Origin of the sequence: Pedobacter nutrimenti (assembly GCF_003208655.1) — a bacterium.
Classification (GTDB): Bacteria; Bacteroidota; Bacteroidia; order Sphingobacteriales; family Sphingobacteriaceae; genus Pedobacter; species Pedobacter nutrimenti.
In genome coordinates, this window is the sequence record NZ_QKLU01000002.1 from 411044 (window position 1) to 430549 (window position 19506).

Annotated in this window: 21 protein-coding genes; 10 read left to right on the forward strand and 11 right to left on the reverse strand. The window is 41.7% G+C overall.

What is annotated here, in order from left to right:
* Position 1 precedes the first annotated feature (1 nt).
* The gene (gene pfkA, locus B0O44_RS06535) at positions 2-985 is read left to right on the forward strand and encodes a 6-phosphofructokinase (protein WP_110828360.1); all 984 of its coding nucleotides are present in this window, start codon (positions 2-4) and stop codon (positions 983-985) included.
* A 21-nt stretch (positions 986-1006) separates the two neighbouring features.
* On the opposite strand, the gene B0O44_RS06540 is transcribed toward pfkA, so the two are convergent.
* Positions 1007-1327, reverse strand: a complete 321-nt coding sequence (locus B0O44_RS06540; RefSeq protein WP_110828362.1) for a heavy metal-binding domain-containing protein — start codon at positions 1325-1327, stop codon at positions 1007-1009.
* Between the two features lie 273 nt (positions 1328-1600).
* Here B0O44_RS06540 and B0O44_RS06545 point away from each other — a divergent pair, with 273 nt between their 5' ends.
* The 3 genes from B0O44_RS06545 to trmD all read left to right on the forward strand — a co-directional run bounded on the left by B0O44_RS06545 (position 1601) and on the right by trmD (position 3464).
* The gene (locus B0O44_RS06545) at positions 1601-2158 is read left to right on the forward strand and encodes a 30S ribosomal protein S16 (RefSeq protein WP_110828365.1); all 558 of its coding nucleotides are present in this window, start codon (positions 1601-1603) and stop codon (positions 2156-2158) included.
* A 90-nt stretch (positions 2159-2248) separates the two neighbouring features.
* On the forward strand, positions 2249-2776 hold the full coding sequence (gene rimM / locus B0O44_RS06550; RefSeq protein WP_110828368.1) for a ribosome maturation factor RimM: 528 nt from the start codon (positions 2249-2251) through the stop codon (positions 2774-2776).
* Between the two features lie 10 nt (positions 2777-2786).
* A complete protein-coding gene (gene trmD, locus B0O44_RS06555) occupies positions 2787-3464 on the forward strand; it encodes a tRNA (guanosine(37)-N1)-methyltransferase TrmD (protein ID WP_110828370.1) in 678 nt (225 codons plus the stop codon).
* On the opposite strand, the gene B0O44_RS06560 is transcribed toward trmD, so the two are convergent.
* Complete coding sequence (locus tag B0O44_RS06560; RefSeq protein WP_110828373.1) at positions 3461-3808, reverse strand: hypothetical protein; 348 nt, start codon at positions 3806-3808, stop codon at positions 3461-3463. The two genes, trmD and B0O44_RS06560, sit on opposite strands and share 4 nt — an antisense overlap.
* A 126-nt stretch (positions 3809-3934) precedes the next feature.
* On the opposite strand from B0O44_RS06560, the gene B0O44_RS06565 reads away from it, so the two are divergent.
* Positions 3935-4213 carry a hypothetical protein gene (locus B0O44_RS06565; protein WP_110828375.1) on the forward strand — a complete coding sequence of 93 codons (279 nt, stop codon included), beginning with the start codon at positions 3935-3937 and terminating at the stop codon, positions 4211-4213.
* A 196-nt stretch (positions 4214-4409) separates the two neighbouring features.
* On the forward strand, positions 4410-4757 hold the full coding sequence (gene rplS / locus B0O44_RS06570; RefSeq protein ID WP_108553273.1) for a 50S ribosomal protein L19: 348 nt from the start codon (positions 4410-4412) through the stop codon (positions 4755-4757).
* A 325-nt stretch (positions 4758-5082) separates the two neighbouring features.
* On the opposite strand, the gene B0O44_RS06575 is transcribed toward rplS, so the two are convergent.
* The 3 genes from B0O44_RS06575 to B0O44_RS06585 form a co-directional block, all read right to left on the reverse strand.
* Positions 5083-5742 (reverse strand): phosphatidylserine decarboxylase family protein, encoded by a 660-nt coding sequence (locus B0O44_RS06575; RefSeq protein WP_110828378.1) that lies wholly within the window; start codon positions 5740-5742, stop codon positions 5083-5085.
* A 96-nt stretch (positions 5743-5838) separates the two neighbouring features.
* Entirely contained in the window at positions 5839-6381 is a 543-nt protein-coding gene (hpt, locus tag B0O44_RS06580; protein ID WP_110828381.1) for a hypoxanthine phosphoribosyltransferase, read from the reverse strand.
* A 9-nt stretch (positions 6382-6390) separates the two neighbouring features.
* Complete coding sequence (locus B0O44_RS06585; RefSeq protein WP_110828383.1) at positions 6391-8571, reverse strand: transglycosylase domain-containing protein; 2181 nt, start codon at positions 8569-8571, stop codon at positions 6391-6393.
* Between the two features lie 118 nt (positions 8572-8689).
* On the opposite strand from B0O44_RS06585, the gene B0O44_RS06590 reads away from it, so the two are divergent.
* The 3 genes from B0O44_RS06590 to B0O44_RS06600 all read left to right on the forward strand — a co-directional run bounded on the left by B0O44_RS06590 (position 8690) and on the right by B0O44_RS06600 (position 10802).
* Positions 8690-9766: an Mrp/NBP35 family ATP-binding protein gene (locus B0O44_RS06590; RefSeq protein ID WP_211321326.1), complete on the forward strand. Its 1077-nt coding sequence runs from the start codon at positions 8690-8692 to the stop codon at positions 9764-9766.
* Positions 9767-9862: 96 nt separating this feature from the next.
* Positions 9863-10108: a NifU family protein gene (locus tag B0O44_RS06595; protein ID WP_110828386.1), complete on the forward strand. Its 246-nt coding sequence runs from the start codon at positions 9863-9865 to the stop codon at positions 10106-10108.
* A gap of 55 nt (positions 10109-10163) precedes the next feature.
* Positions 10164-10802, forward strand: a complete 639-nt coding sequence (locus tag B0O44_RS06600) for a peptidase associated/transthyretin-like domain-containing protein (protein ID WP_110828389.1) — start codon at positions 10164-10166, stop codon at positions 10800-10802.
* A gap of 6 nt (positions 10803-10808) precedes the next feature.
* On the opposite strand, the gene def is transcribed toward B0O44_RS06600, so the two are convergent.
* Genes def through B0O44_RS06630 form a run of 6 tightly spaced genes read right to left on the reverse strand, consistent with a single transcriptional unit; the run spans position 10809 to position 17317 of the window.
* Positions 10809-11369 (reverse strand): peptide deformylase, encoded by a 561-nt coding sequence (def, locus tag B0O44_RS06605; protein WP_110828391.1) that lies wholly within the window; start codon positions 11367-11369, stop codon positions 10809-10811.
* A gap of 18 nt (positions 11370-11387) precedes the next feature.
* Positions 11388-12617, reverse strand: a complete 1230-nt coding sequence (locus tag B0O44_RS06610; protein ID WP_110828394.1) for a M16 family metallopeptidase — start codon at positions 12615-12617, stop codon at positions 11388-11390.
* 36 nt (positions 12618-12653) lie between these two features.
* Positions 12654-13841: a hypothetical protein gene (locus B0O44_RS06615; RefSeq protein ID WP_110828404.1), complete on the reverse strand. Its 1188-nt coding sequence runs from the start codon at positions 13839-13841 to the stop codon at positions 12654-12656.
* A complete protein-coding gene (locus B0O44_RS06620) occupies positions 13838-14821 on the reverse strand; it encodes a DUF2157 domain-containing protein (protein WP_110828406.1) in 984 nt (327 codons plus the stop codon). Before B0O44_RS06620 ends, B0O44_RS06615 begins: the two co-directional genes overlap by 4 nt.
* 39 nt (positions 14822-14860) lie before the next feature.
* Positions 14861-16543 carry a hypothetical protein gene (locus tag B0O44_RS06625; RefSeq protein WP_146229779.1) on the reverse strand — a complete coding sequence of 561 codons (1683 nt, stop codon included), beginning with the start codon at positions 16541-16543 and terminating at the stop codon, positions 14861-14863.
* A 3-nt stretch (positions 16544-16546) separates the two neighbouring features.
* Complete coding sequence (locus tag B0O44_RS06630) at positions 16547-17317, reverse strand: ABC transporter ATP-binding protein (protein ID WP_110828412.1); 771 nt, start codon at positions 17315-17317, stop codon at positions 16547-16549.
* 160 nt (positions 17318-17477) lie between these two features.
* On the opposite strand from B0O44_RS06630, the gene htpG reads away from it, so the two are divergent.
* Positions 17478-19367 carry a molecular chaperone HtpG gene (gene htpG, locus B0O44_RS06635; RefSeq protein WP_211321327.1) on the forward strand — a complete coding sequence of 630 codons (1890 nt, stop codon included), beginning with the start codon at positions 17478-17480 and terminating at the stop codon, positions 19365-19367.
* Positions 19368-19506: the final 139 nt, after the last annotated feature.

Genomic DNA, 19506 nt, shown 5'->3' on the forward strand with positions numbered 1-19506 from the left:
GATGGACAAAATTAAAAATATAGGTGTTTTAACTTCTGGTGGTGATGCGCCCGGAATGAATGCTGCCATAAGGGCAGTTGTGCGTGCGGCAATTTACTATGAATTGCAGGTGACCGGAATTTTAAGAGGCTATGAAGGATTGATCAACGGAGATTTTATCAGCATGGACAGGAAGTCTGTTGCAAATATCATTCAAAGGGGAGGGACGATTCTGAAAACAGCCAGGAGTGATGATTTCAGGACAAAACAGGGCCGGCAAAAAGCTTATGAACAACTTAAAGCAAATCAGATTGATGCTTTGATTGTTATTGGTGGAGATGGAACCTTTACCGGGGCAAATTTGTTTGTTCAGGAGTTTAATTTCCCTGTAATTGGTTTGCCGGGAACTATAGATAATGATCTTGCCGGAACTGATTTTACGATTGGATATGATACTGCAATCAATACGGTGATCAATGCTGTAGATAAAATCAGGGATACTGCAGAATCCCATGACCGCTTGTTTATTGTGGAAGTAATGGGCCGTGATTCAGGTCTTATCGCGCTAAGAAGTGGAATCGGGGCAGGTGCTGAAGCCATTTTGATCCCGGAAGCAAAGACTGGAATTGACGGCCTTGTGACCAGACTGGAGCATGGTCGTAAAGACAAAGCTTCAAAAATTGTTATTGTAGCCGAAGGAGATGATGCAGGGGGTGCGTTTAAGGTTGGAGAAGTGTTAAGGGAAAAATTTCCGTCTTATGACATTAGGGTTTCCGTGCTGGGACACATTCAGCGCGGAGGAAAGCCAACCTGTATGGACCGGGTCTTGGCCAGCCGTTTTGGTGTTGCAGCCGTGGAGGGCCTTATTCAGGGGAAATCGGGAGAAATGATTGGTCAGGTGAACCGGGAAATTAGGTTTACCCCTTTTGGTCAGGCCATAAAACATATTAATGCAGAAGAAATAAGTCCAGCCTGGCTCAAACTGGTTGAAATTTTATCTTTGTAAAAAAGGGCTTTAAGCCCTTTTTTATTCTATAATAACAGCGGTTCCTGTTGCGGCAACCATCAGCATGCTGCCCCCACTACCTACTGTTTCATAATCCAGGTCTACACCGATAATCGCATTTGCACCAAGGGCTGCTGCATATTGCTGCATTTCATTTACCGCGGTATCTTTACCTTCCCGGAGCACTTGTTCATAGGATCCCGAACGTCCTCCGACAATGTCCCTGATCCCGGCAAAAAGATCCTTAAAAATATTCGCCCCAATTATGGTTTCTCCCGAAACCAGGCCAACATATTTTACTATTTTTTTCCCCTCTATTGTATTTGTGGTTGTAATCAACATAATCTCTTTTTTAAATTTTGACGACCAGTGCCTGAGTTTGTTACAGGTTTGGGACCTGCAGATTCCTAAAATAACATTTTGGTGCTGGCAATTGTTTTTAAAGGGTTCCTGGTGTTTCTGCTATTGAAAAAAGAAAGGGTTTTCCCTGGCTGCTTAGGGTTTGATGAATTATATAGATTGCATCTTGCTTATCATTAGTATTTTACTTATTTTTGCAGCCCCGCTAGCATAAAGCTCCGGGAACTATGTTGAATACATAAATTAAAAAACAAAATGGCAACTAAAATCAGATTGCAAAGATTCGGTAAAAAAGGAAAACCTTTTTTCCACGTAGTGGTAGCGGATTCCCGTTCACCAAGAGATGGTAAATTTATTGAGCGTTTAGGTTCTTATAACCCAAACACCAATCCAGCAACCATTGAAATTAACTTTGAAAAATCATTAGACTGGGTAAACAAAGGTGCACAACCAACGGATACTTGTCGCGCTATCCTTTCTTATAAAGGTGTTTTGTACAAAAAACACTTAGAAGGTGGTGTTAAAAAAGGTGCTTTAACAGCAGAACAGGCAGAAGCAAAATTTGCCGAGTGGTTAAGTGCTAAAGATGGTCGTATCGAAGGTAAAAAAGATGGCCTGACTAAATCTAAAGAGGAAGTTAAGAAAGCTGCTTTAGCTGCAGAAGCTAAGAAAAATGCAGACCGCGCTGCTGCAATCGCTGCAAAAAATGCACCGGTAGCTGAAGAAGTTGCAGAAGAGCCTGTAGCTGAAGAAGCTGCAGAAGAAACTCCTGCTGCTGAAACTGCAACAGAAGAAAACAAAGAAGAAGCATAGTATTTTTGTTATTCTATGGAATAGCGAAGGGTTCATTTTTATGAAAACCCCTTCGCTATTTTTTATGAATAAGGTTTATATGAGGGAAAAATGAAAACAGAAGAGGCTTTTTATATTGGCTACATCACCAAAACCAAAGGATTAAAAGGAGAGGTTCAGCTCTATTTTGAATACGATGAACCAGAAGCGCTTGATCTTGATGTTGTTTTTGCGGAGATCAATGGGAAAATGGTTCCTTTTTTTGTAGACTCCTATAAACTCCAAAACAACAATACCGGCAATTTTTACTTTGAGGATATTGACCACATCGATAAGGCCCAAACGCTGTTAAAAAAGAAAATTTATATTGCCCAGGACAAAGTCCCTGTCCGGGATGAAGACGATTTTCATTACAATGACCTTAAAGGCTATCTGGTGTCGGATGAGACCAGAGGTGAATTGGGAGAGATTATCGAAATTAATGAATATCCTCAGCAATTTGTGGCTACAGTTTCTTTTCAAAATAAGGAAATCCTCTTTCCTCTGAATGAAGACATGATCGTTGAAATAGACGAAGACAATCAAACTCTTTTAATAGACCTTCCTGATGGTCTTTTAGACATATACCTTAATCCTTAAGCCGTTTTTTATGCGTTTTGACATCATATCTGTTCTGCCGGGTTTACTGGAAAGTCCTTTTGCCCACTCCATTTTGCAAAGAGCGCAAAAAAAAGGTCTTACAGAAATCGTGGTGCATAACCTAAGAGATTATGCCACGAACAAGCAAAAAAGTGTGGATGATTATCCTTATGGCGGCGGTTCGGGTATGGTTATGGGAATTGAACCTTTTGCAAAGTGTATTGAAATGTTGTGTGCAGAAAGGGAATATGATGAGGTTATTTTTATGAGCCCGGACGGGGAAAGGCTTGACCAGGGGATCGCAAATGAATTGTCAATAAAAAAAAATATAATGATTCTCTGCGGGCATTATAAGGGGATCGACCAGCGCATCAGGGATATTTTTGTGACCCGGGAAATCTCTATAGGCGATTATGTCCTGTCGGGTGGGGAATTACCTGCGGCGGTTCTTGTAGATGCCGTTGTGCGGCTATTACCAGGTGTTTTGAACGATGAAACTTCAGCCCTCTCTGATAGCTTTCAGGGAGAATTGCTTGATGCCCCGGTGTATACCCGTCCAGCCGATTGGAAAGGGCACAAAGTGCCGGAAATCCTGTTGAGCGGACATGAAGCAAAAATCAATGAATGGAGGTATGAACAGGCCCTTGAGCGGACTAAAAAACGCAGACCGGATTTACTTGCAGATTAGTCTTTTGTCAGGAGTCCAATAATTTTCTCTTTATCCTTTAGCTGGTCCTTTAGTGCAGCGCTAAGCTCTCTGCAGTTTCTTAGATCATTTTTTAAAGAGGCATATTCTGTTTCTGATTCCCCGGGGCCGGTTCCTTCTTTGACTGCGGCCTTATCCTGTTCAAAAAACACATTTGGCGAAACATTTAATATCGCTGACATCGATACAATGTCATTGTATTTGATAGAACCTTTGACCAGACTTAGTTTTAATCCGTCAAAAGTTTTGTCCATTTCAACCGCAAGCCAGCTTAGTGATCTGTTCTTTTTTTTCAGGATTTCATCGACGGTTGTCTTCAGTGTCATAAAAAATTAGTTAACGTATGGTTGTTAAACAGAAAATATTAGGTATATTTACGATAAAATAATATGTAATTACTTACAAAATTTTGCTAAAAATAAACAAAATACCTAACTAAATCATTAAAAATTATGAATGATATCATTTGGAAGTACAGAATTAATGATCATCTGGATAGACTGACGCTGAAAGAATACAGGGCTGCCATTAAAATTATCCCCAAAGTACTGGATGTTTCTGTTAATACTTTTCATAATTACCGAAGAATTAAAATCAGGGATAAACAGGATATCCCTTATGAAAAAGTTAAGATGCTCGAGAACCTGTTTGAAGTTAAAACAGGAGAGCTGGATAATTTCAGGTTACAAGGCACTTCGCTGCGTCAGTTGATGAAACGTGGAAATTATTAGATACTTAAGCAGATCATATAATTGAGCCTCCTTTTGTTTTAAACCCTGTTTAATTTGATTTAAAAAGTGAAGCGAAGATGTGGAAAGTTTAAAGAATGTGGAAAAAAACAAAAATACCTTTTATTTCTAAAAAATATTTCCTAATATTGCAATCCGATTTTTAAAGAACAAAAAGTCGGCTTAATAGCTTAAAATCATGGATTTAGTAAAATTTGTTGAAGAGCAGGTAATCGTAAAAAATGAATTTCCTGCATTCAAATCAGGAGATACAGTGAGTGTTCACTATAAAATTCGCGAAGGTAATAAGGAGCGTATCCAAATTTATCAAGGCGTAGTGTTACAACGTAATAGCGTAGGTGCTAATGAAACGTTTACAGTTCGTAAAATGTCTAACGGTGTTGGTGTGGAACGTATTTTCCCTGTTAACTCACCTAACATAGATAAAGTTGAAGTGAACAGCCACGGTAAAGTTCGTAGAGCAAAATTATTTTATCTGCGTGAACTTACTGGTAAAGCTGCCCGTATTAAATCCAAAAGAGTTTAATTTTCTCTTTAAAATATATCAGCCTTCCCGATTAATTTCGGGGAGGTTTTTTTGTTTACAACCTACCCAGATAAACCTTTGAATAGATCTCTGGTGAATCTTGTTTTTATCAGGGCGCTTTAACAGCGCTGTTGTGCGAGGTTTTTTCGTGTATCATTATATACGACCAAGAAGGAAGCAGGGAAGGACTGAGGGCTTTTAAAACGGCCCGGGAATAAATATATTGATCTAAAAGGTTTCCTGGCAGGGGCAAATTAAAGCGCATAAAAAAAGACGGCCTTTATGGACCGTCTTTTTTTATGCGTGGGTATGTATTGCGTAATACTTAGCTCAACTCTCCAAGAACAGTAATTCCGCCTTTAACAACCTGATCTAGCTCCAGATTTATTTTTGTGCCCAATGGGAGGAACAAGTCTACTCTTGATCCGAATTTAATAAAGCCAAACTCTTTATTCTGGGTAACGACATCTCCTTCTTTAACATACCAGACAATTCTCCTGGCCAAAGCGCCGGCAATTTGTCTGAACAATATAGGTGTGCCATTTGCATGTTCTACCACGACTGTGGTGCGCTCGTTTTCTGTCGAAGACTTCGGGTTCCAGGCAGCAAGGTATTTCCCCGGATGGTACTTGAAAAATTTGACCACCCCAGAAATGGGATTCCTATTGATATGAACGTTTACAGGAGACATAAAAATGGATACCTGTAGTCTTCTGTCTTTAAAATATTCATCTTCCTGGGTCTCCTCTATCACGACCACTTTGCCATCGGCAGGACAGATGATTTGTTTCTCATTTGCTGTAAAAGTCCTTTTTGGGTTTCTGAAAAATTGAAGAACAATTAAGAACAAGGCAAAAGAGAAAATGTAAATAAACCAGCGTAGCCAAACTAAATCAACAAACCTGTAATCTATAAAAGCATTTAAAGCAAAAATAAACAGCAGGGTAATTGCAATTGTCGTGTAGCCTTCTTTATGTATCGTCATTGATTAAAAATTATTTATGCAAAATTGGGAAAATTATCCGATCTCTGCGTACTTCAGGGATATAAAATGTAAAAAGTGCCCGGGAGCTGATGGTGCTTAAGGATTTAAGGCCCTATAAATCGCACACAGGTTTCTGCCAAGGCCATTGTAATCCAGGCCATAGCCCACTACAAATTCATTTGGGATTTCGAAACCAATATAGGCCAGTTCTTCAATCGGTTCAAGCAGGGCTGCGGGTTTAAAGAGCAGGGAGCAAACTTGTACAGAGGCCGGGTTTTTGAGCCTGATCTTTTCCAAAATGTGTTTTAAGGTTTGACCTGTGTCCACGATGTCTTCTACCAGGATCACATGCCTGCCGGATAAATCCTCCTGCAGACCGAAGATTTCCTTTACAGCGCCGCTGCTGGATACGCCCTGATAAGAGGAGACCCGGATAAAACCAACCTCACAGGGCACATCAATCTCTTTCAGCAGGTCAGCCATAAAGAGAAAACTCCCATTGAGTACCCCGATAATCAGGGGGCATTTATTTTCATAATCCACATTTAATTGAGTTCCAATCATGCGGGTCCTTTTATTGATCTGATCCTGCTCCAAAAGGATCCCAAACTCCTTATCCAGTATTTGAATTTTATTCATGCTAAAGACTTAATTGCCTTCTTTTTTTTGTTTTTCAAGTTGTTTTTCCAGCTCTTTCTCCAGGCGGCGCTGGGCCCTTTTCTCCTGCCTGATCTGCTTACGCGATTTTTGAACAGTATCTGCTTTTACCGAAGCCCTGGAGGTACTGTCTTTATTCTTTTTAGAACCAAAAATCCGGTCGAACAAACTTTTGGACTCATCGTGGGTCTGTATGGCGGGCATCTGATCGTCATTGTCAAAAGCGGTGGTATCTACTTTTGCGGAATCAGGCAATAAATACTGCCTCAACCCTTCACGTAGGCGTACATTATAAAAACCGTAGCCAGTAGTGTCCCTAGGGGCAAGGCCTCTTCTGGCCATAATATTGCCCATGTACCTAAAGTATGGGAGCAGGTAGTCTTTAAGTCCGCCGTCTCCCCGGAATTTAAATAAAGCGATTTTTGGTCTTGGGACAATATTTGCTAAAAAGATTCCCTCTCCAAGACTTAAAGAAGCTGGGGTTTTCCCGAAATAATAGCGGGAAGCCTCACCAATGCCATAAATGTTTTTCCCCATTTCGATAATGTTGAAGTACACTTCCAGCATTCTTTGCTTACTGACCAGGCGGTTATTTTCAATGAGCCAGACAATAAGAATTTCTTCAGCCTTACGCGCCAAAGTCTTTTTCCTGCTCAGGAAAACATTTTTAACCAGCTGCATGGAAATTGTGCTTCCGCCGCGAACAAATTCTTTTTTCTTAAAGTTAACCGCAAAAGATTTACGGATAGACTCCATCACAAAACCTTTATGACTAAAGAAAGAAGGGTCCTCTGCGGTCAGTAATGCATTTTTAAAATTAGGGGAAACATCATTCAGTGGCGTGTAATTAGGGTTTGAGGGGCCAATGGTAATGTCCCTCATGGGTTTCCCATACTCGTAAGGGGTATAAACAAAAGTATTGTTGATTTTCTGGAGATCCGTTTTGCCCCAGCTCAGTATTTTAAAATTCAAGGGACTAAGGGTCGAATTGAATTGTACGCTGTCGGGGTTTGAGCTGTCCAGGTAAAAATTAAGATCATACTTCACTTTTCCGCTTACTTTTAAGCCTTCAAGGGATTCAAAAAGCCCCTGTGGGAAGCCATTTAAAATGCCCTGGGCGTCCTGCTGCTCAGCATGGACCTTCACTTCATAAATTTTATGGGGGGATAAAGTATATTTGAGAAAAGGATGAAAAGTAGCTGTTTTAAGATAAACGGTGGAAGCGCTGTCCAGCGCAACATAGTTTTTTCCGAAAAGCATTTCTGCATCAATTTTTGCATCCGGGACAACAATATCATCGGTCGCGATTTTAGGGTGATTGATCAATAGATTTTTTATTGACCAGGAGCCTTTTATTTTGAAAACGCTGCCACTGTAGTCCGCATCGTTGAGTACCGTCCTGACCGTGTCAAAACTCAGCTTCGCCCGGAGTTTTTTGTTCAGGTAAGGGAGTTCCACTTTTTTATGGTCCGCAAAAAACACAACATCCATTTGTCTTTTTCCTGGTTTCACGGTCCCGTTCAGGTGCCAGGTTGCCTCTTCGTTATTGACGACAATGGTGGATTTCAGGTCTCCGTTGTCAATGGTTGCCGTAGTGGTTAAAAACTGAAGTTTGGCCGTATCGTTATCATTGAAGCTGAACAACAGATCATGAATTTTCATGTCATCCGGAATTTTATAGAGCAATTGATTGAGCAGGTTATGTGCCAGGTCACCCAGGTCCAGCTTGGACTTGTCATCGGTCTTGTCTTTCTTTTTTCGTTTAAGGATGAAATCCAGATTGGTCAGGGAATCTTTGACAACCACATTGATTTTTCCTGAATTAAGGGCCATTTCAGAGAGCTTTACATCTCCGAAAAGGAGCGGGAACAACTTTACGCCAACAGTCAGGTCCGAGATGGAAGAGAGGGTATCCCTGTCTTTGGGAACAACCGAAATGTTTGTCATATGTACGGTGCTGAGCCCGCTGAAACCCGATGAGCCAATTTTGACTTCCAGGCCATAATCGGTATTGGCCTTGCTGATGGCTTTAGCAATCATTTTTTGAAGCAGGGCCGCCCGCTTGCTATAGGCCACAGCACCTGCGGCTATAACAATAGTAAGAACTCCCCCGAAAATCCATGCGCCAATTTTTACATACTTTTTTGGAACCCTTATTTTTGGTAGATGCATGCTGTAATATAGATGTTTATTGCCTAAACGTTAAATACAAATGTTTATTTCGTGTTAAAATTACGCTTAAAAACCCTAAAATCAATTAATTGTAAGCGGGTTTTGTTAATTTTGAATAATGATAATCACAAGCGAACAAGTTTTAAGTGCATTAAAAAATGTGGAAGACCCTGATCTTAAAAAAGATCTGGTTACCTTAAACATGATCAAAGACTTAAAGATCGAAGGAAAAAATATAAAATTTACCCTGGAACTGACCACACCGGCCTGCCCTTTAAAGGACATGCTTAAAAATGCCTGTCTGAATGCAGTTAAGCATTTTGTTGCAGCGGATGCAGAAGTTGAGATCCAGATCACGTCAAAAGTAACCAAACCGGCAGATGGCGGACAAATGAAAGGCATTAGAAATATTATCCTTGTGTCTTCAGGAAAAGGTGGCGTGGGTAAATCTACGGTTGCCAGCAATCTTGCAGTCTCGCTGGCGGCAAATGGTGCAAAAACGGGCTTGATCGATGCCGATATCTATGGCCCATCTGTTCCGACGATGTTTGATCTGGTGGGGGCAAAACCATCGGCAAGAGAAACCGAAGAGGGCAAAACATTAATTCTTCCAATTGAAAAGTATGGCATAAAATTACTTTCCCTTGGTTTTTTTGCAGATCCGGACCAGCCGGTGCCCTGGAGAGGACCTATGGCATCTAATGCGGTTAAACAATTGTTCAACGATGCCGACTGGGGAGAACTGGATTATCTGATTGTTGATTTACCTCCTGGAACCGGAGACATACACATTACAATCACCCAAAGCTTTCCAATTGCGGGCGCTGTTATCGTAACCACACCTCAGCAGGTGGCCCTGGCTGATACCCGAAAAGGATTAGCGATGTTTAGGATGGCAGGAATTAATATTCCGGTATTGGGCGTTGTCGAAAATATGGCTTATTTTACCCCGGCAGAATTGCCAGAAAATAAATACTATATTTTTGGAAAAGATGGAGGGAAAGCCCTTGCGGCTTCTTTTGAAGTGCCTTTTCTGGGTGAGATTCCGATTGTCCAGAGCATTACCGAGGGCGGTGATCAGGGTAGCCCGGTGGCCTTGGATAAAAACAATCCGCTTTCAGATGTGTTTTGGGATCTTGCTGGCAAGGTAGCCCAACAAATTGCGATAAATAACGCCGAGGCGGTAAATTGCTAAAAAAGTAGTATTTTTATATTCAAAATATAATCCTGAAAACTAAATCGCTTTTAAAATGGTTTGGAGATCAGAAAAAGACAATAAAAACAGATATAAATGAATTTAACAGAGCAGGTAGAACAGGCATTAGAAACGATCCGTCCTTATTTAGTGGCTGACGGAGGGGATGTTGCTATAGAAGAGATTACATCAGACAAGGTGGTTAAATTAAAGTTACTGGGTAACTGCGGTTCCTGCAAAATGAGTTTCATGACGATGAAAGCGGGAATTGAGCAAGCGATCTTAAAAGCAGTTCCGGAAATTACAGCGGTAGAAGCCATTAATCTGGCAGAGCCGGTATAAGGCAATTTAACACAATTTAACTAGCCGTTGCTGTATTTACAGTTACTTTTGTAAGATGAAGTACCTACTTACTTTATTCATAACCCTTTCCCTGGCGACAGCTTTTGCCCAACAAAAGTCTGATGGGAAAAAATTGCTCCAATTTTCGGGTATTATTACAGATCTGGACAGTAACCGTGTTGTGCCCTATGTAACCATTACAAACCTCAACACCAAAGAATTAAGGTCTGCGAATTATAAAGGTTACTTTTCTTTCGTTGCCCATCCCGGAGATACGATTTCCTATACTGCCGTGGGTTATGCCAAAGCCCAAATCGTGATCCCTGAGGTCGTGCAGGACAGTAAATATACTGCCCTGGTCCGAATGAAAGCAGAAATTGTTTACCTGCCTACGGTTCGTATTTACCCCTGGGCGACTGTCGAGGAATTTACCAAAGACTTTCTTTCCATGAAAATTGCGGATGATGATGTGGAAATAGCCAAAAAGAACCTTTCTGCACAGAGTATTAGTGGAATGGCTCAGACCCTTTCCAGGGATGCGGGAGAAATTTCTGGCATCAACTGGAGATTGAACCATGACAGAGCCCTGAACAAAAACATGGTGCAAACGAACCCCTTGTTGAATCCGTTTGCATGGGGAAAATTAATGCAGCAAATCTTTAATGGAGATAAAACCCGTAAAGACGATAATTAACCTGGTTTAACGTTTCTTGTTTTGCTTTGGAAAACGCATTTTATAATCTGTGCGGACGTTTCCTTTAGAAATCGAGTCCAGTTTGGATTTAAGCATGGTTTTGCGCAAAAGGCTAAGTTTATCTGTAAATAGCTTACCTTCAATATGATCATACTCATGCTGGATTACCCTTGCCGGCATTCCGGTCACCTGGTCCTCATGTAAAACCCAGTTCTCATCAAAATACTTAATGCGGATATCTGGTTTGCGCATCACGTCCTCCCTGATGTCAGGAATACTTAGACAACCTTCATTAAAAGCCCAGGGTTCACCGCTTTCCTCCAGGATTTCGGCATTAATGAAAACTTTTTTATAGCCATTTTTTCCATCCTCATCTGCACCGGTATCGACAATAAACATACGGATAGGCAAGCCTATCTGCGGCGCAGCCAAGCCAACTCCGCTTGCAGCATACATGGTGTCAAACATGTTACTGATGAGTTGTTGTAAATCAGGATAGGTCTCCTCTATATCGGTACAGACCTTTCTCAGAACGGGGTCGCCATAGGCTACAATTGGTAACTTCATGATGCAAAAATACAAATATTACCCTAAAGGATAAAAAGTTAGGGCACTAAGATTCTTTTCATCCAGGATTTCAGCCGTAATATTGGCCATTTCTGTGCGACTTACCGCCCGGATTTTATCAAAAACGGTTTGCAGGTCATCAATTTTGTCATGATCGATGAGGCTTTTTGCCATTGAAATGATGAGTCCGATCCTGTTTTCCTCTCCAAGGGCAATTTGTCCAATAAATTTGTTCTTTGCCTTTTGAAGCTGGAGCTCAGTCATCGGGTTTTCTCTTAGTTTTTTAAACTCTTTGAAAATGAGTGCTTTTGCCCGTTCCACTTTTTCCTTATCCGTTCCAAAATACAATGTAAATAATCCTGTATCGCTCAGGGGGCTGTAACTGGTTTCAATCGTATAGGCGATCCCATATTTTTCCCGAATCTGCAGGTTAAGTATAGAGCTCATTCCAGTACCGCCAATTAAATTGTTCAGCAATAAGAGGCCCGTTTTGTTGGGATCATAAAGAGAATAGGCCTGCATCCCCATAACCACATGAGCCTGGGTAATTGGCTTTTGGTCCGTTCTGAATACAACAGGATTTTTGTGGGGGGCAGTTCTTTTTCCAAAGGACAAATTTTCAGCAATGGCCTCAAAATGTTTTGTGCCAATCCTGATCAGTTTACTTAAAGAATAGTCTCCAATAACAGCCACAACAATTTTATCGGTGTGGTAATTTGTTGCCATAAACTGTTTTACATCTGCCCTAGATAGGTTGCTGACACTTTCTTCAGAACCCAGGATGTTCCGGCCTAGGGGATGGCCCTTAAACAGTAAATCCTCAAAGTCATCATAAATGGCTTCTTCCGGCTGATCAAGATATGAGGCAATCTCATCAAGGATGACGCCTTTTTCTTTCTCCATTTCTTCTTCTGGAAAAGTAGAATGGAAAACGATATCATTAAAAAGTTCGATCGTCCGGTCAAGGTAGGGGTTTAAAAAAGAAGCATGGATACAGGTGTACTCCTTGGTGGTATAAGCATTTAAATCTGCACCCACACTTTCCAGACGGTTCAGGATCTGGCTGGTATTTCTTTTTTCTGTACGTTTAAAAATCAGGTGCTCAATAAAGTGCGCCAATCCCGATTGTTCCTCACTTTCGTCCCTGGACCCGCTGTTGACAATAATGCAGGCATGCGAAATGGGAGAAGCAGAAGGGACATGAAGCAAACGGATGCCATTTGGCAGGGTATGAACATTATATTCCATAAACCGACAAAGGTACACAGAAATATGTCATGGAATTTAAAAATTTCCGCTGGCACCCCCGCCCCCAAAATCGCCTCCGCCAAACTTGGTATTATCGGCCACGGGGCCCGGGGTTTGTGAAAATGTTTCGGCCACAATTAAAGCCTCCACCCGCATATGATCCATTAAATGCTGTTCATCGGTTTGTTCATAAGTAATTCCATGTTTGGGTACCTTAAAATAACGGATGGCAGCATAGGCCACCGCAATCAGCACAGCGCCTGCAACACAAAGCAAGGCCTCCATGGACATTAAATGGAAGTAGTTCCGGATCGTGAAGGCGGCTGCCGCAACCAAAATCAAACCTGTTCTTAGCAAAACCACATTTTTTCTTTTCAAACCGTAAGCAATATACAACAGGGGGATACAAATGGTCCACAACCAAAAGAACCAGCCAAAAGGCAGCACAACTGGTTCGACTCCGGCACTATGGTGTAAAGCTTCATTCAGGCTCCGGACCACAAAGTAATTCCCCGAAAGATAAAGTGCAATTAAAACAACAATCTGGGCAACAATTAGTGCATTTTCATAATACCAGGCTTTCAATTTTAATTCCAGTCGCAGCAGCAGAAAATAGATCAGTGCAGTGCATAGGATCATTACAAAAGGTAGGATCATCGCACCGATACGCCCGGCATGATAGACCATAAAAAAAATAAAAACCAGCAAAGCAATAAGCGAACCGGCCGCCATGAGCATATCTGAAAAGCGAAGCGTTAAATATAGGCATAGGGCAAACATCAGGGCTGAGATCAGTAGAATGCCACTTACATCCCCTAAATGCATATTTTCAAAAACAGCCCAGTACAAAGCGGTTAAAAAAGTTCCTGTTACAATTAAAATCAGCGCGTCGTCCACACCAGATTTATAATGTTTGCTTTGGCGGGTCATCAGCTCCAGGGCAACGTAAAAAGCCGCAGCCGTAAAGAAAACCCAGGCCGGGGAATCCAGAAGATGCGCTTCCATAAGAAATAATGCCAGCATGCCAGATCCTGCAGAAGAAATAATGCAGGTTAAAATAAACAAGCCTATGCGGGTGAAAACACCCGGACTGTACAGCAGGGCCATGTATTTTTGTTTGATGCTTTGTTGTTCTTCTGCAGTCAGCAGGCCAGTTTGACGGGCCTGCTGGGTCTCCTGCAGAATTTGCAGGTGCTCGAGTTCGGTTTTTTGATAAACGATCATGATGCCTTGATTTTTTTGTTAAGCCGGATCAGCAGAATGATAATTGCCACAGCAGAGGCGATGAAATAAAAGAAAGCGAGGAAAATAGGCCCTTCGTCATTCCCCAGCCTGATCACTACATTCACCACCAGGCAACTGAAGGCAAAATAAGCATACAGTACCGCCAGCAGTAAAAAGTAAAAGGAACTGCGTTTTAAGGCATCCTGGTAAACATAATAACCAAGTCCAAAAACCCCTAAAAGAAAAAGAAAGGCATAGCCTGAATCGTAGTAAATAAAATAAGCGCAGAGCATGGAAATAAAGGCAACATGCGCACCGAAGTGCATATAAGTAAAGCCAAAATGCTTTTTAAAGTCATAACGGCTACTTAAAAATGCCGCGGCCAGCAACAGCAGACCCAATAAAAGATAAACGTAAACAATTTGCTGCGAATTGTAATTAATGCTCATTAACAACTGTTTTGGGGTAACCGATACCCCCATCCATAAGGCAAGGTTGGTAATGCCCAGACTTAAAATGCCCAGGTGATCAAATTCATAAGCCAGAAAGAACAGCACAACCATGGGGAAAAAGGTGGCCAGCCCGTAATTGGTGCCAAAGATCTGGTATTGGTATTGAATATAACCCACAAAGGTCAAAAAGCTAAGGCTTCCCAACAGGAGCAGGTAATCAAACATGGAACCTGGCGATTTAACCAAGGCCCTGCTAAAAGGCTTTCTGTTTTTAAAACAGTAAAAAAAGCAGCCGCCACTGATTAGGGCAATGATCAGCAGAATTACCTGATGGCCAATGGTATCAATATTCTGGTAAATGACGATGCCCAGCCCTGTACTCAGGAGCATAACGCCCAGGTACAATAGTGTTTTCAGTTCCCAATGAAGGGAAAAAAGACTGTTCTGGTGTTTTTGTTCTATCTTTTCAAAAGAAGGAACAGAAATCAACCCCTGTTGATGCAGTCGTTTTAAAAGCGAAAAGTTCATAGTGTAGGTTAGATGTAACCCAAGTATACGAAATTCCTTTTAATCTCCTTCATAAACCGAAATTTCTGACCATTGCTGACGCCCATATCTTCTGATCATGAAGAAGAATGCAAAAGCGGAAAGCAAGGCAAGCCCCCAGATGACCATTTCCCAGCGGCAAAGGAAATAGTGCAGCCCACCAATGGCAAATTGCAGAAAGAGCATGATCAAACTGACAAACCATCTTTTGCTGGATTTAGCTGCAGCGGTGGGGAAAGAAAAAGGCAATTGATTGGAAGTGAAAAGATTCGCGATCAAATTAAATATAAGCACATTAAAATAACCAAATAAGAGGTCATTTATAACCAAAGGGCCCCAGACATACATAGAAACTATGGAAATAAAAAGGAAAAAAGAGCTGAAAAATTTCAGGACAACGGCTTTGTAAGTTCCTGAGATAATTTGTCCCGGAAAGGCGACCGGGGCAACAAAATAAACCCAGGCCGATTTGTATTTTTCGGACCGCACCATGTTCAGGCATACATTGGTTAAAACAAAACCCGTCAGGTAAATTAAAATGATGTAAGACTTGCTTTCACCAAGGTGTTCAAATTTCTCCCGCAGACTAAGGCCCTTATTTCCTACCGTAAGAAAGAAATAGACAAAATAGACAATAACATAAGCAAAGGAAGGGTAAGTCTGCACCTTAAACTCACGGAGTCTGGAACTGAGTGTCCAGGCCATTCTGAATGCCGCATTTTCTGTTTTTCCACTGGTAAATATAGCGGCTAAACGGGCACTGAAGGTGCTGTTTGGAGCCTGCTCAGGCCTATGGGCTTCACTGCTACTGATTCCGGAGAGTTTTTGATTGAACCCCGGGGCAAAAACCTTTACAATAAGCCAAAGACTGAGCAGAGGCGAGACCACAGCCAGCACAGCCGCCGGCCATAAAAAGGAAGACTTAAACAAAGGGTTAACCAGAATTTCATGGAGGGCAGCGATCCAGGTCGCAGGCAAAAACCAGATGACCCGGTAATTGGAAAGATCGGCCTTGGCCAGCAGGGACATGTCAATTAAACGGGGCAGTAAGTAATAACAGGCAAAAATCAGCACGCTGAAGATCACCTGAAAATAAGCAATAAAATCTTTAAACTGCCTTGGGGTGGTCAGCTTCAGTACAACCAGATAAATCAGGTTCACAAACAATACCGAAAGGATGGTCGCACAAAAAATTTCCAGCACAAACATACAGCCCGCAATCGGACCATCTGCCACAAAAGTATAGACCAGGCCTGCAAGACCGAGGGCCAGGACAATGTTTAGGATATAAATAACAATATGTAGAATCCTCGCCAGGCTTACCGTCTGGTCGTTAACCGGCCTGGGCAGTACGATATAATTGTCCCTCACATCAATTAAAACCGTCGTAAAGTCAGAAATGAGCAGTAAAACCAAGGTGACCATCAGCATGGTAAAATATACAAAATGCCCGGAAAGAGGCATTTTGAATACCGTTAAGGTGAGCGCATATAGCCCGCCCATGAATACATAAAGTATGGATTGCCAGATTGGCGATATGGGGGCTGAAGTTCCTTCTTTTTTTCGGTTAGAAATGGCCCTGGGCCGCCGTTTATCGATCAGGAGTTTGGTGTGTAGCAAGGTCCTGAGTTGAACCGGGTTTACCCCCATTCGCCGGTAAAGCGGATTAAAAAGGAGCAAAAATTTTAATAAGAAATTGCTCACGGTCTACTGGTCAAAAAGGTGCATAAAATCGGCGGCATGACTACCACTTTGCTCGGTTTCAGTCAGCTTGGCAAAAATTTTCTCCAGACTTTCCCCATGGTTTTGCTGGAGCTCGGAAAATGTCCCGTCCGCCACAATACTTCCACCGTTGATTAAAATGATGCGGTCCGAAACCTTTTCCACCACATCCATCATATGGGAGCAGTAAAAAATGGTTTTACCCTGCCTGGATAAAAGACTGATAATTTCTTTAACCAGGATCACTGCATTGGCATCCAGTCCGGAAAGTGGCTCATCCAGAATAATAATCTCCGGGTTGTGGATCAGCCCGCTGCTGAGTAATACCTTTTGCTTCATCCCTTTGGAAAAAGTATCCATGCGCTGGTCTTTATTCTCCAGCAGGCCAAAATACTTCAGCATGTTTTCGGCCCTGTCATGGATCAACTGGTCTTCCATTTCATAAAGCTGACCAATAAAGCTCAGGTATTCCATCGGAGTCAGTACATCATAGAGCTCTGCATTTTCGGGCACATACCCAATCAGTCTCTTAATGGCCAATGGGTCCTCCCTCAGGTCGATTCCTTTAACATGGACCTGGCCTTTAAAATCAGAAATCAATCCGGTAAGGATTTTTACAGTCGTCGACTTTCCGGCACCATTGGGCCCGATATACCCAATCACCTTTCCAGGTTCTATTTCCAGATTGATACCCTTGAGTACCTGTTTGCTGCCGTAGTCCTTTTCCAGATTTTTGATGCTGATGATGGAGTTCATAATGTTAAATGCTGATTCCAGGAATTTGATGAGACGCTAATATAGAAATAGTTCCGAAAAAAACCGGCCTGTCAAATTGACAATAATTGAAGCCCCGGGACAGATTGGAACAAGGCTTGATAGACAGGAAGCATAAATGAAAAACAGTTAAAAAAAATATATGAGCATAGAAGAAAAAGGAAGTATTTCCATACACACCGAGAACATTTTTCCGATTATTAAAAAATTCCTGTACTCAGATAATGAAATCTTTTTAAGGGAACTGGTTTCGAATGCTGTTGATGCAGTGCAAAAAATTAAACGCCTGGCCGCCCTAGGCCAGTATAATGGAGAACTTGGGCATCCATTGGTTGAAGTCACCCTGGATGAGGAGAAAAAAACCATCACCATTTCAGATAATGGTTTGGGTATGACTGCTGAAGAGATCAAAAAGTACATCAATCAGGTGGCTTTCTCCGGGGCAAGTGAGTTTGTGGAAAAATTTAAGGACGCCAAAGATGCCAACGAAATCATTGGTAAATTTGGTTTAGGCTTCTATTCTGCCTTTATGGTCGCAGATCTGGTCGAAATCCAGACCCTTTCCTATCAGGAGGGTGCTGAGGCGGCCCGCTGGGTTTGTGATGGCAGCACCAGCTATGAAATCACAGAGGGCAGCAGGACCACAAGGGGAACAGATATTATCCTGCACATCAATAGTGAATCGGAAGAATTCCTGAGCAAACATAAACTGGAGGAGATCCTGGATAAATATGGTAAATTTCTTCCGGTACCCATTAAATTTGGGACCCGCACCGTACAGGAACCAGACGGAGAAGATGAAGAAGGAAAGCCAAAAACAAAAAGTGTAGAGGTTGACAACATCATTAATACCACCAATCCCATCTGGACGAAATCTCCTGCAGATTTGTCAGATCAGGATTATCTGGATTTCTATAAACAGTTGTACCCTTTCTCGGAGGACCCATTGTTCTGGATCCACCTGAATGTAGATTACCCCTTTAATCTGACCGGTGTATTGTACTTCCCTAAAGTGAAGAATGATTTTGACATGCAGCGCAATAAAATCAAATTGTTCTCCCGTCAGGTTTTCATTACCGATGAGGTTAAAGATATTGTGCCTGAATTTTTAATGTTACTCCATGGGGTGATTGATTCTCCGGATATTCCTTTGAACGTTTCCAGAAGCTTTTTACAGGCCGACAGCAATGTGAAAAAGATCAACAGCTACATCACTAAAAAAGTAGCAGATAAATTACAGGAACTGTTTAATAAAGACCGTAAAAGCTACGAAGAGAAATGGGCAGATATTGGCCTTTTTGTAAAATACGGGATGGTGAGCGAAGAAAAATTCTATGACAAAGCAAAGGATTTCGCCTTATTGACCAATACAAAAAATGAAAACTATACTTTAGACGAGTACCGCGAAAAAGTAAAGGATTTTCAAACCGATAAAAATGGACAGGTGGTCTATATTTACACCAATGACCCAGCCAGACAGGATAGTTTTATCCAATCGGCGAATAAAAAGGATTACGATGTCTTGTTGATGAACTCTCCGATAGACAATCACTTTATCAGTTCCCTGGAGCAAAAACTGGAAAAAACATCTTTAAAAAGAGTAGATTCCAGTGTGGCCAGCAAACTCATCGAAAAAGATGACCATCCGGAGTCTGTATTGACCGAAGAACAAAGCAAACAGGTAAAAGAAGTTTTTGAAAAGGCGATCACCAAGCCAGGGATGCATGTAGAGATTGTCGGTTTAAACCCCGAAGAACTTCCGGTTACAGTAACCATGGATGAATTTATGCGCCGTATGAAAGACATGGCTGCCATGGGCGGCGGAATGGGCTTTTATGGAAACATGCCCGATAATTATAAAGTGGCCGTTAATGGAAACCATAAATTGATTTCAAGAATCTTAAAAAGCGAAAATGAGCAAGAGCAGAAAACATTGGCCAAACAGGCTGTTGACCTGGCGCTGCTTGCGCAGGGCATGCTGACCGGTGCAGAGCTTACAGAATTTGTAAGCCGAAGCGTGGAACTCATCTAGATTTCAGAATTTTTAATCCTATACGCCTGCTGTGAAAAAACACAGCAGGCTTTTTTATGCGTCACGGGCTTGTCAGAACAGTTAAAAAATAATCTTTCAACGTCATATAATTTTAATATTTGTGTATATAAGACCTTAA

Bases quoted from the DNA above. Each gene is read 5' to 3' on its own strand.
- B0O44_RS06590 (WP_211321326.1), top strand. From the start codon at position 8,690: ATGATAATCACAAGCGAACAAGTTTTAAGTGCATTAAAAAATGTGGAA.
- hpt (WP_110828381.1), bottom strand. From the start codon at position 6,381: ATGAATAAAATTCAAATACTGGATAAGGAGTTTGGGATCCTTTTGGAG.
- B0O44_RS06565 (WP_110828375.1), top strand. From the start codon at position 3,935: ATGAATGATATCATTTGGAAGTACAGAATTAATGATCATCTGGATAGA.
- B0O44_RS06545 (WP_110828365.1), top strand. From the start codon at position 1,601: ATGGCAACTAAAATCAGATTGCAAAGATTCGGTAAAAAAGGAAAACCT.
- B0O44_RS06615 (WP_110828404.1), bottom strand. From the start codon at position 13,841: ATGATCGTTTATCAAAAAACCGAACTCGAGCACCTGCAAATTCTGCAG.
- B0O44_RS06560 (WP_110828373.1), bottom strand. From the start codon at position 3,808: ATGACACTGAAGACAACCGTCGATGAAATCCTGAAAAAAAAGAACAGA.
- B0O44_RS06585 (WP_110828383.1), bottom strand. From the start codon at position 8,571: ATGCATCTACCAAAAATAAGGGTTCCAAAAAAGTATGTAAAAATTGGC.
- pfkA (WP_110828360.1), top strand. From the start codon at position 2: ATGGACAAAATTAAAAATATAGGTGTTTTAACTTCTGGTGGTGATGCG.
- B0O44_RS06540 (WP_110828362.1), bottom strand. From the start codon at position 1,327: ATGTTGATTACAACCACAAATACAATAGAGGGGAAAAAAATAGTAAAA.
- htpG (WP_211321327.1), top strand. From the start codon at position 17,478: ATGAGCATAGAAGAAAAAGGAAGTATTTCCATACACACCGAGAACATT.
- B0O44_RS06600 (WP_110828389.1), top strand. From the start codon at position 10,164: ATGAAGTACCTACTTACTTTATTCATAACCCTTTCCCTGGCGACAGCT.
- rimM (WP_110828368.1), top strand. From the start codon at position 2,249: ATGAAAACAGAAGAGGCTTTTTATATTGGCTACATCACCAAAACCAAA.
- def (WP_110828391.1), bottom strand. From the start codon at position 11,369: ATGAAGTTACCAATTGTAGCCTATGGCGACCCCGTTCTGAGAAAGGTC.
- trmD (WP_110828370.1), top strand. From the start codon at position 2,787: ATGCGTTTTGACATCATATCTGTTCTGCCGGGTTTACTGGAAAGTCCT.
- rplS (WP_108553273.1), top strand. From the start codon at position 4,410: ATGGATTTAGTAAAATTTGTTGAAGAGCAGGTAATCGTAAAAAATGAA.
- B0O44_RS06575 (WP_110828378.1), bottom strand. From the start codon at position 5,742: ATGACGATACATAAAGAAGGCTACACGACAATTGCAATTACCCTGCTG.
- B0O44_RS06620 (WP_110828406.1), bottom strand. From the start codon at position 14,821: ATGAACTTTTCGCTTTTAAAACGACTGCATCAACAGGGGTTGATTTCT.
- B0O44_RS06610 (WP_110828394.1), bottom strand. From the start codon at position 12,617: ATGGAATATAATGTTCATACCCTGCCAAATGGCATCCGTTTGCTTCAT.
- B0O44_RS06595 (WP_110828386.1), top strand. From the start codon at position 9,863: ATGAATTTAACAGAGCAGGTAGAACAGGCATTAGAAACGATCCGTCCT.
- B0O44_RS06630 (WP_110828412.1), bottom strand. From the start codon at position 17,317: ATGAACTCCATCATCAGCATCAAAAATCTGGAAAAGGACTACGGCAGC.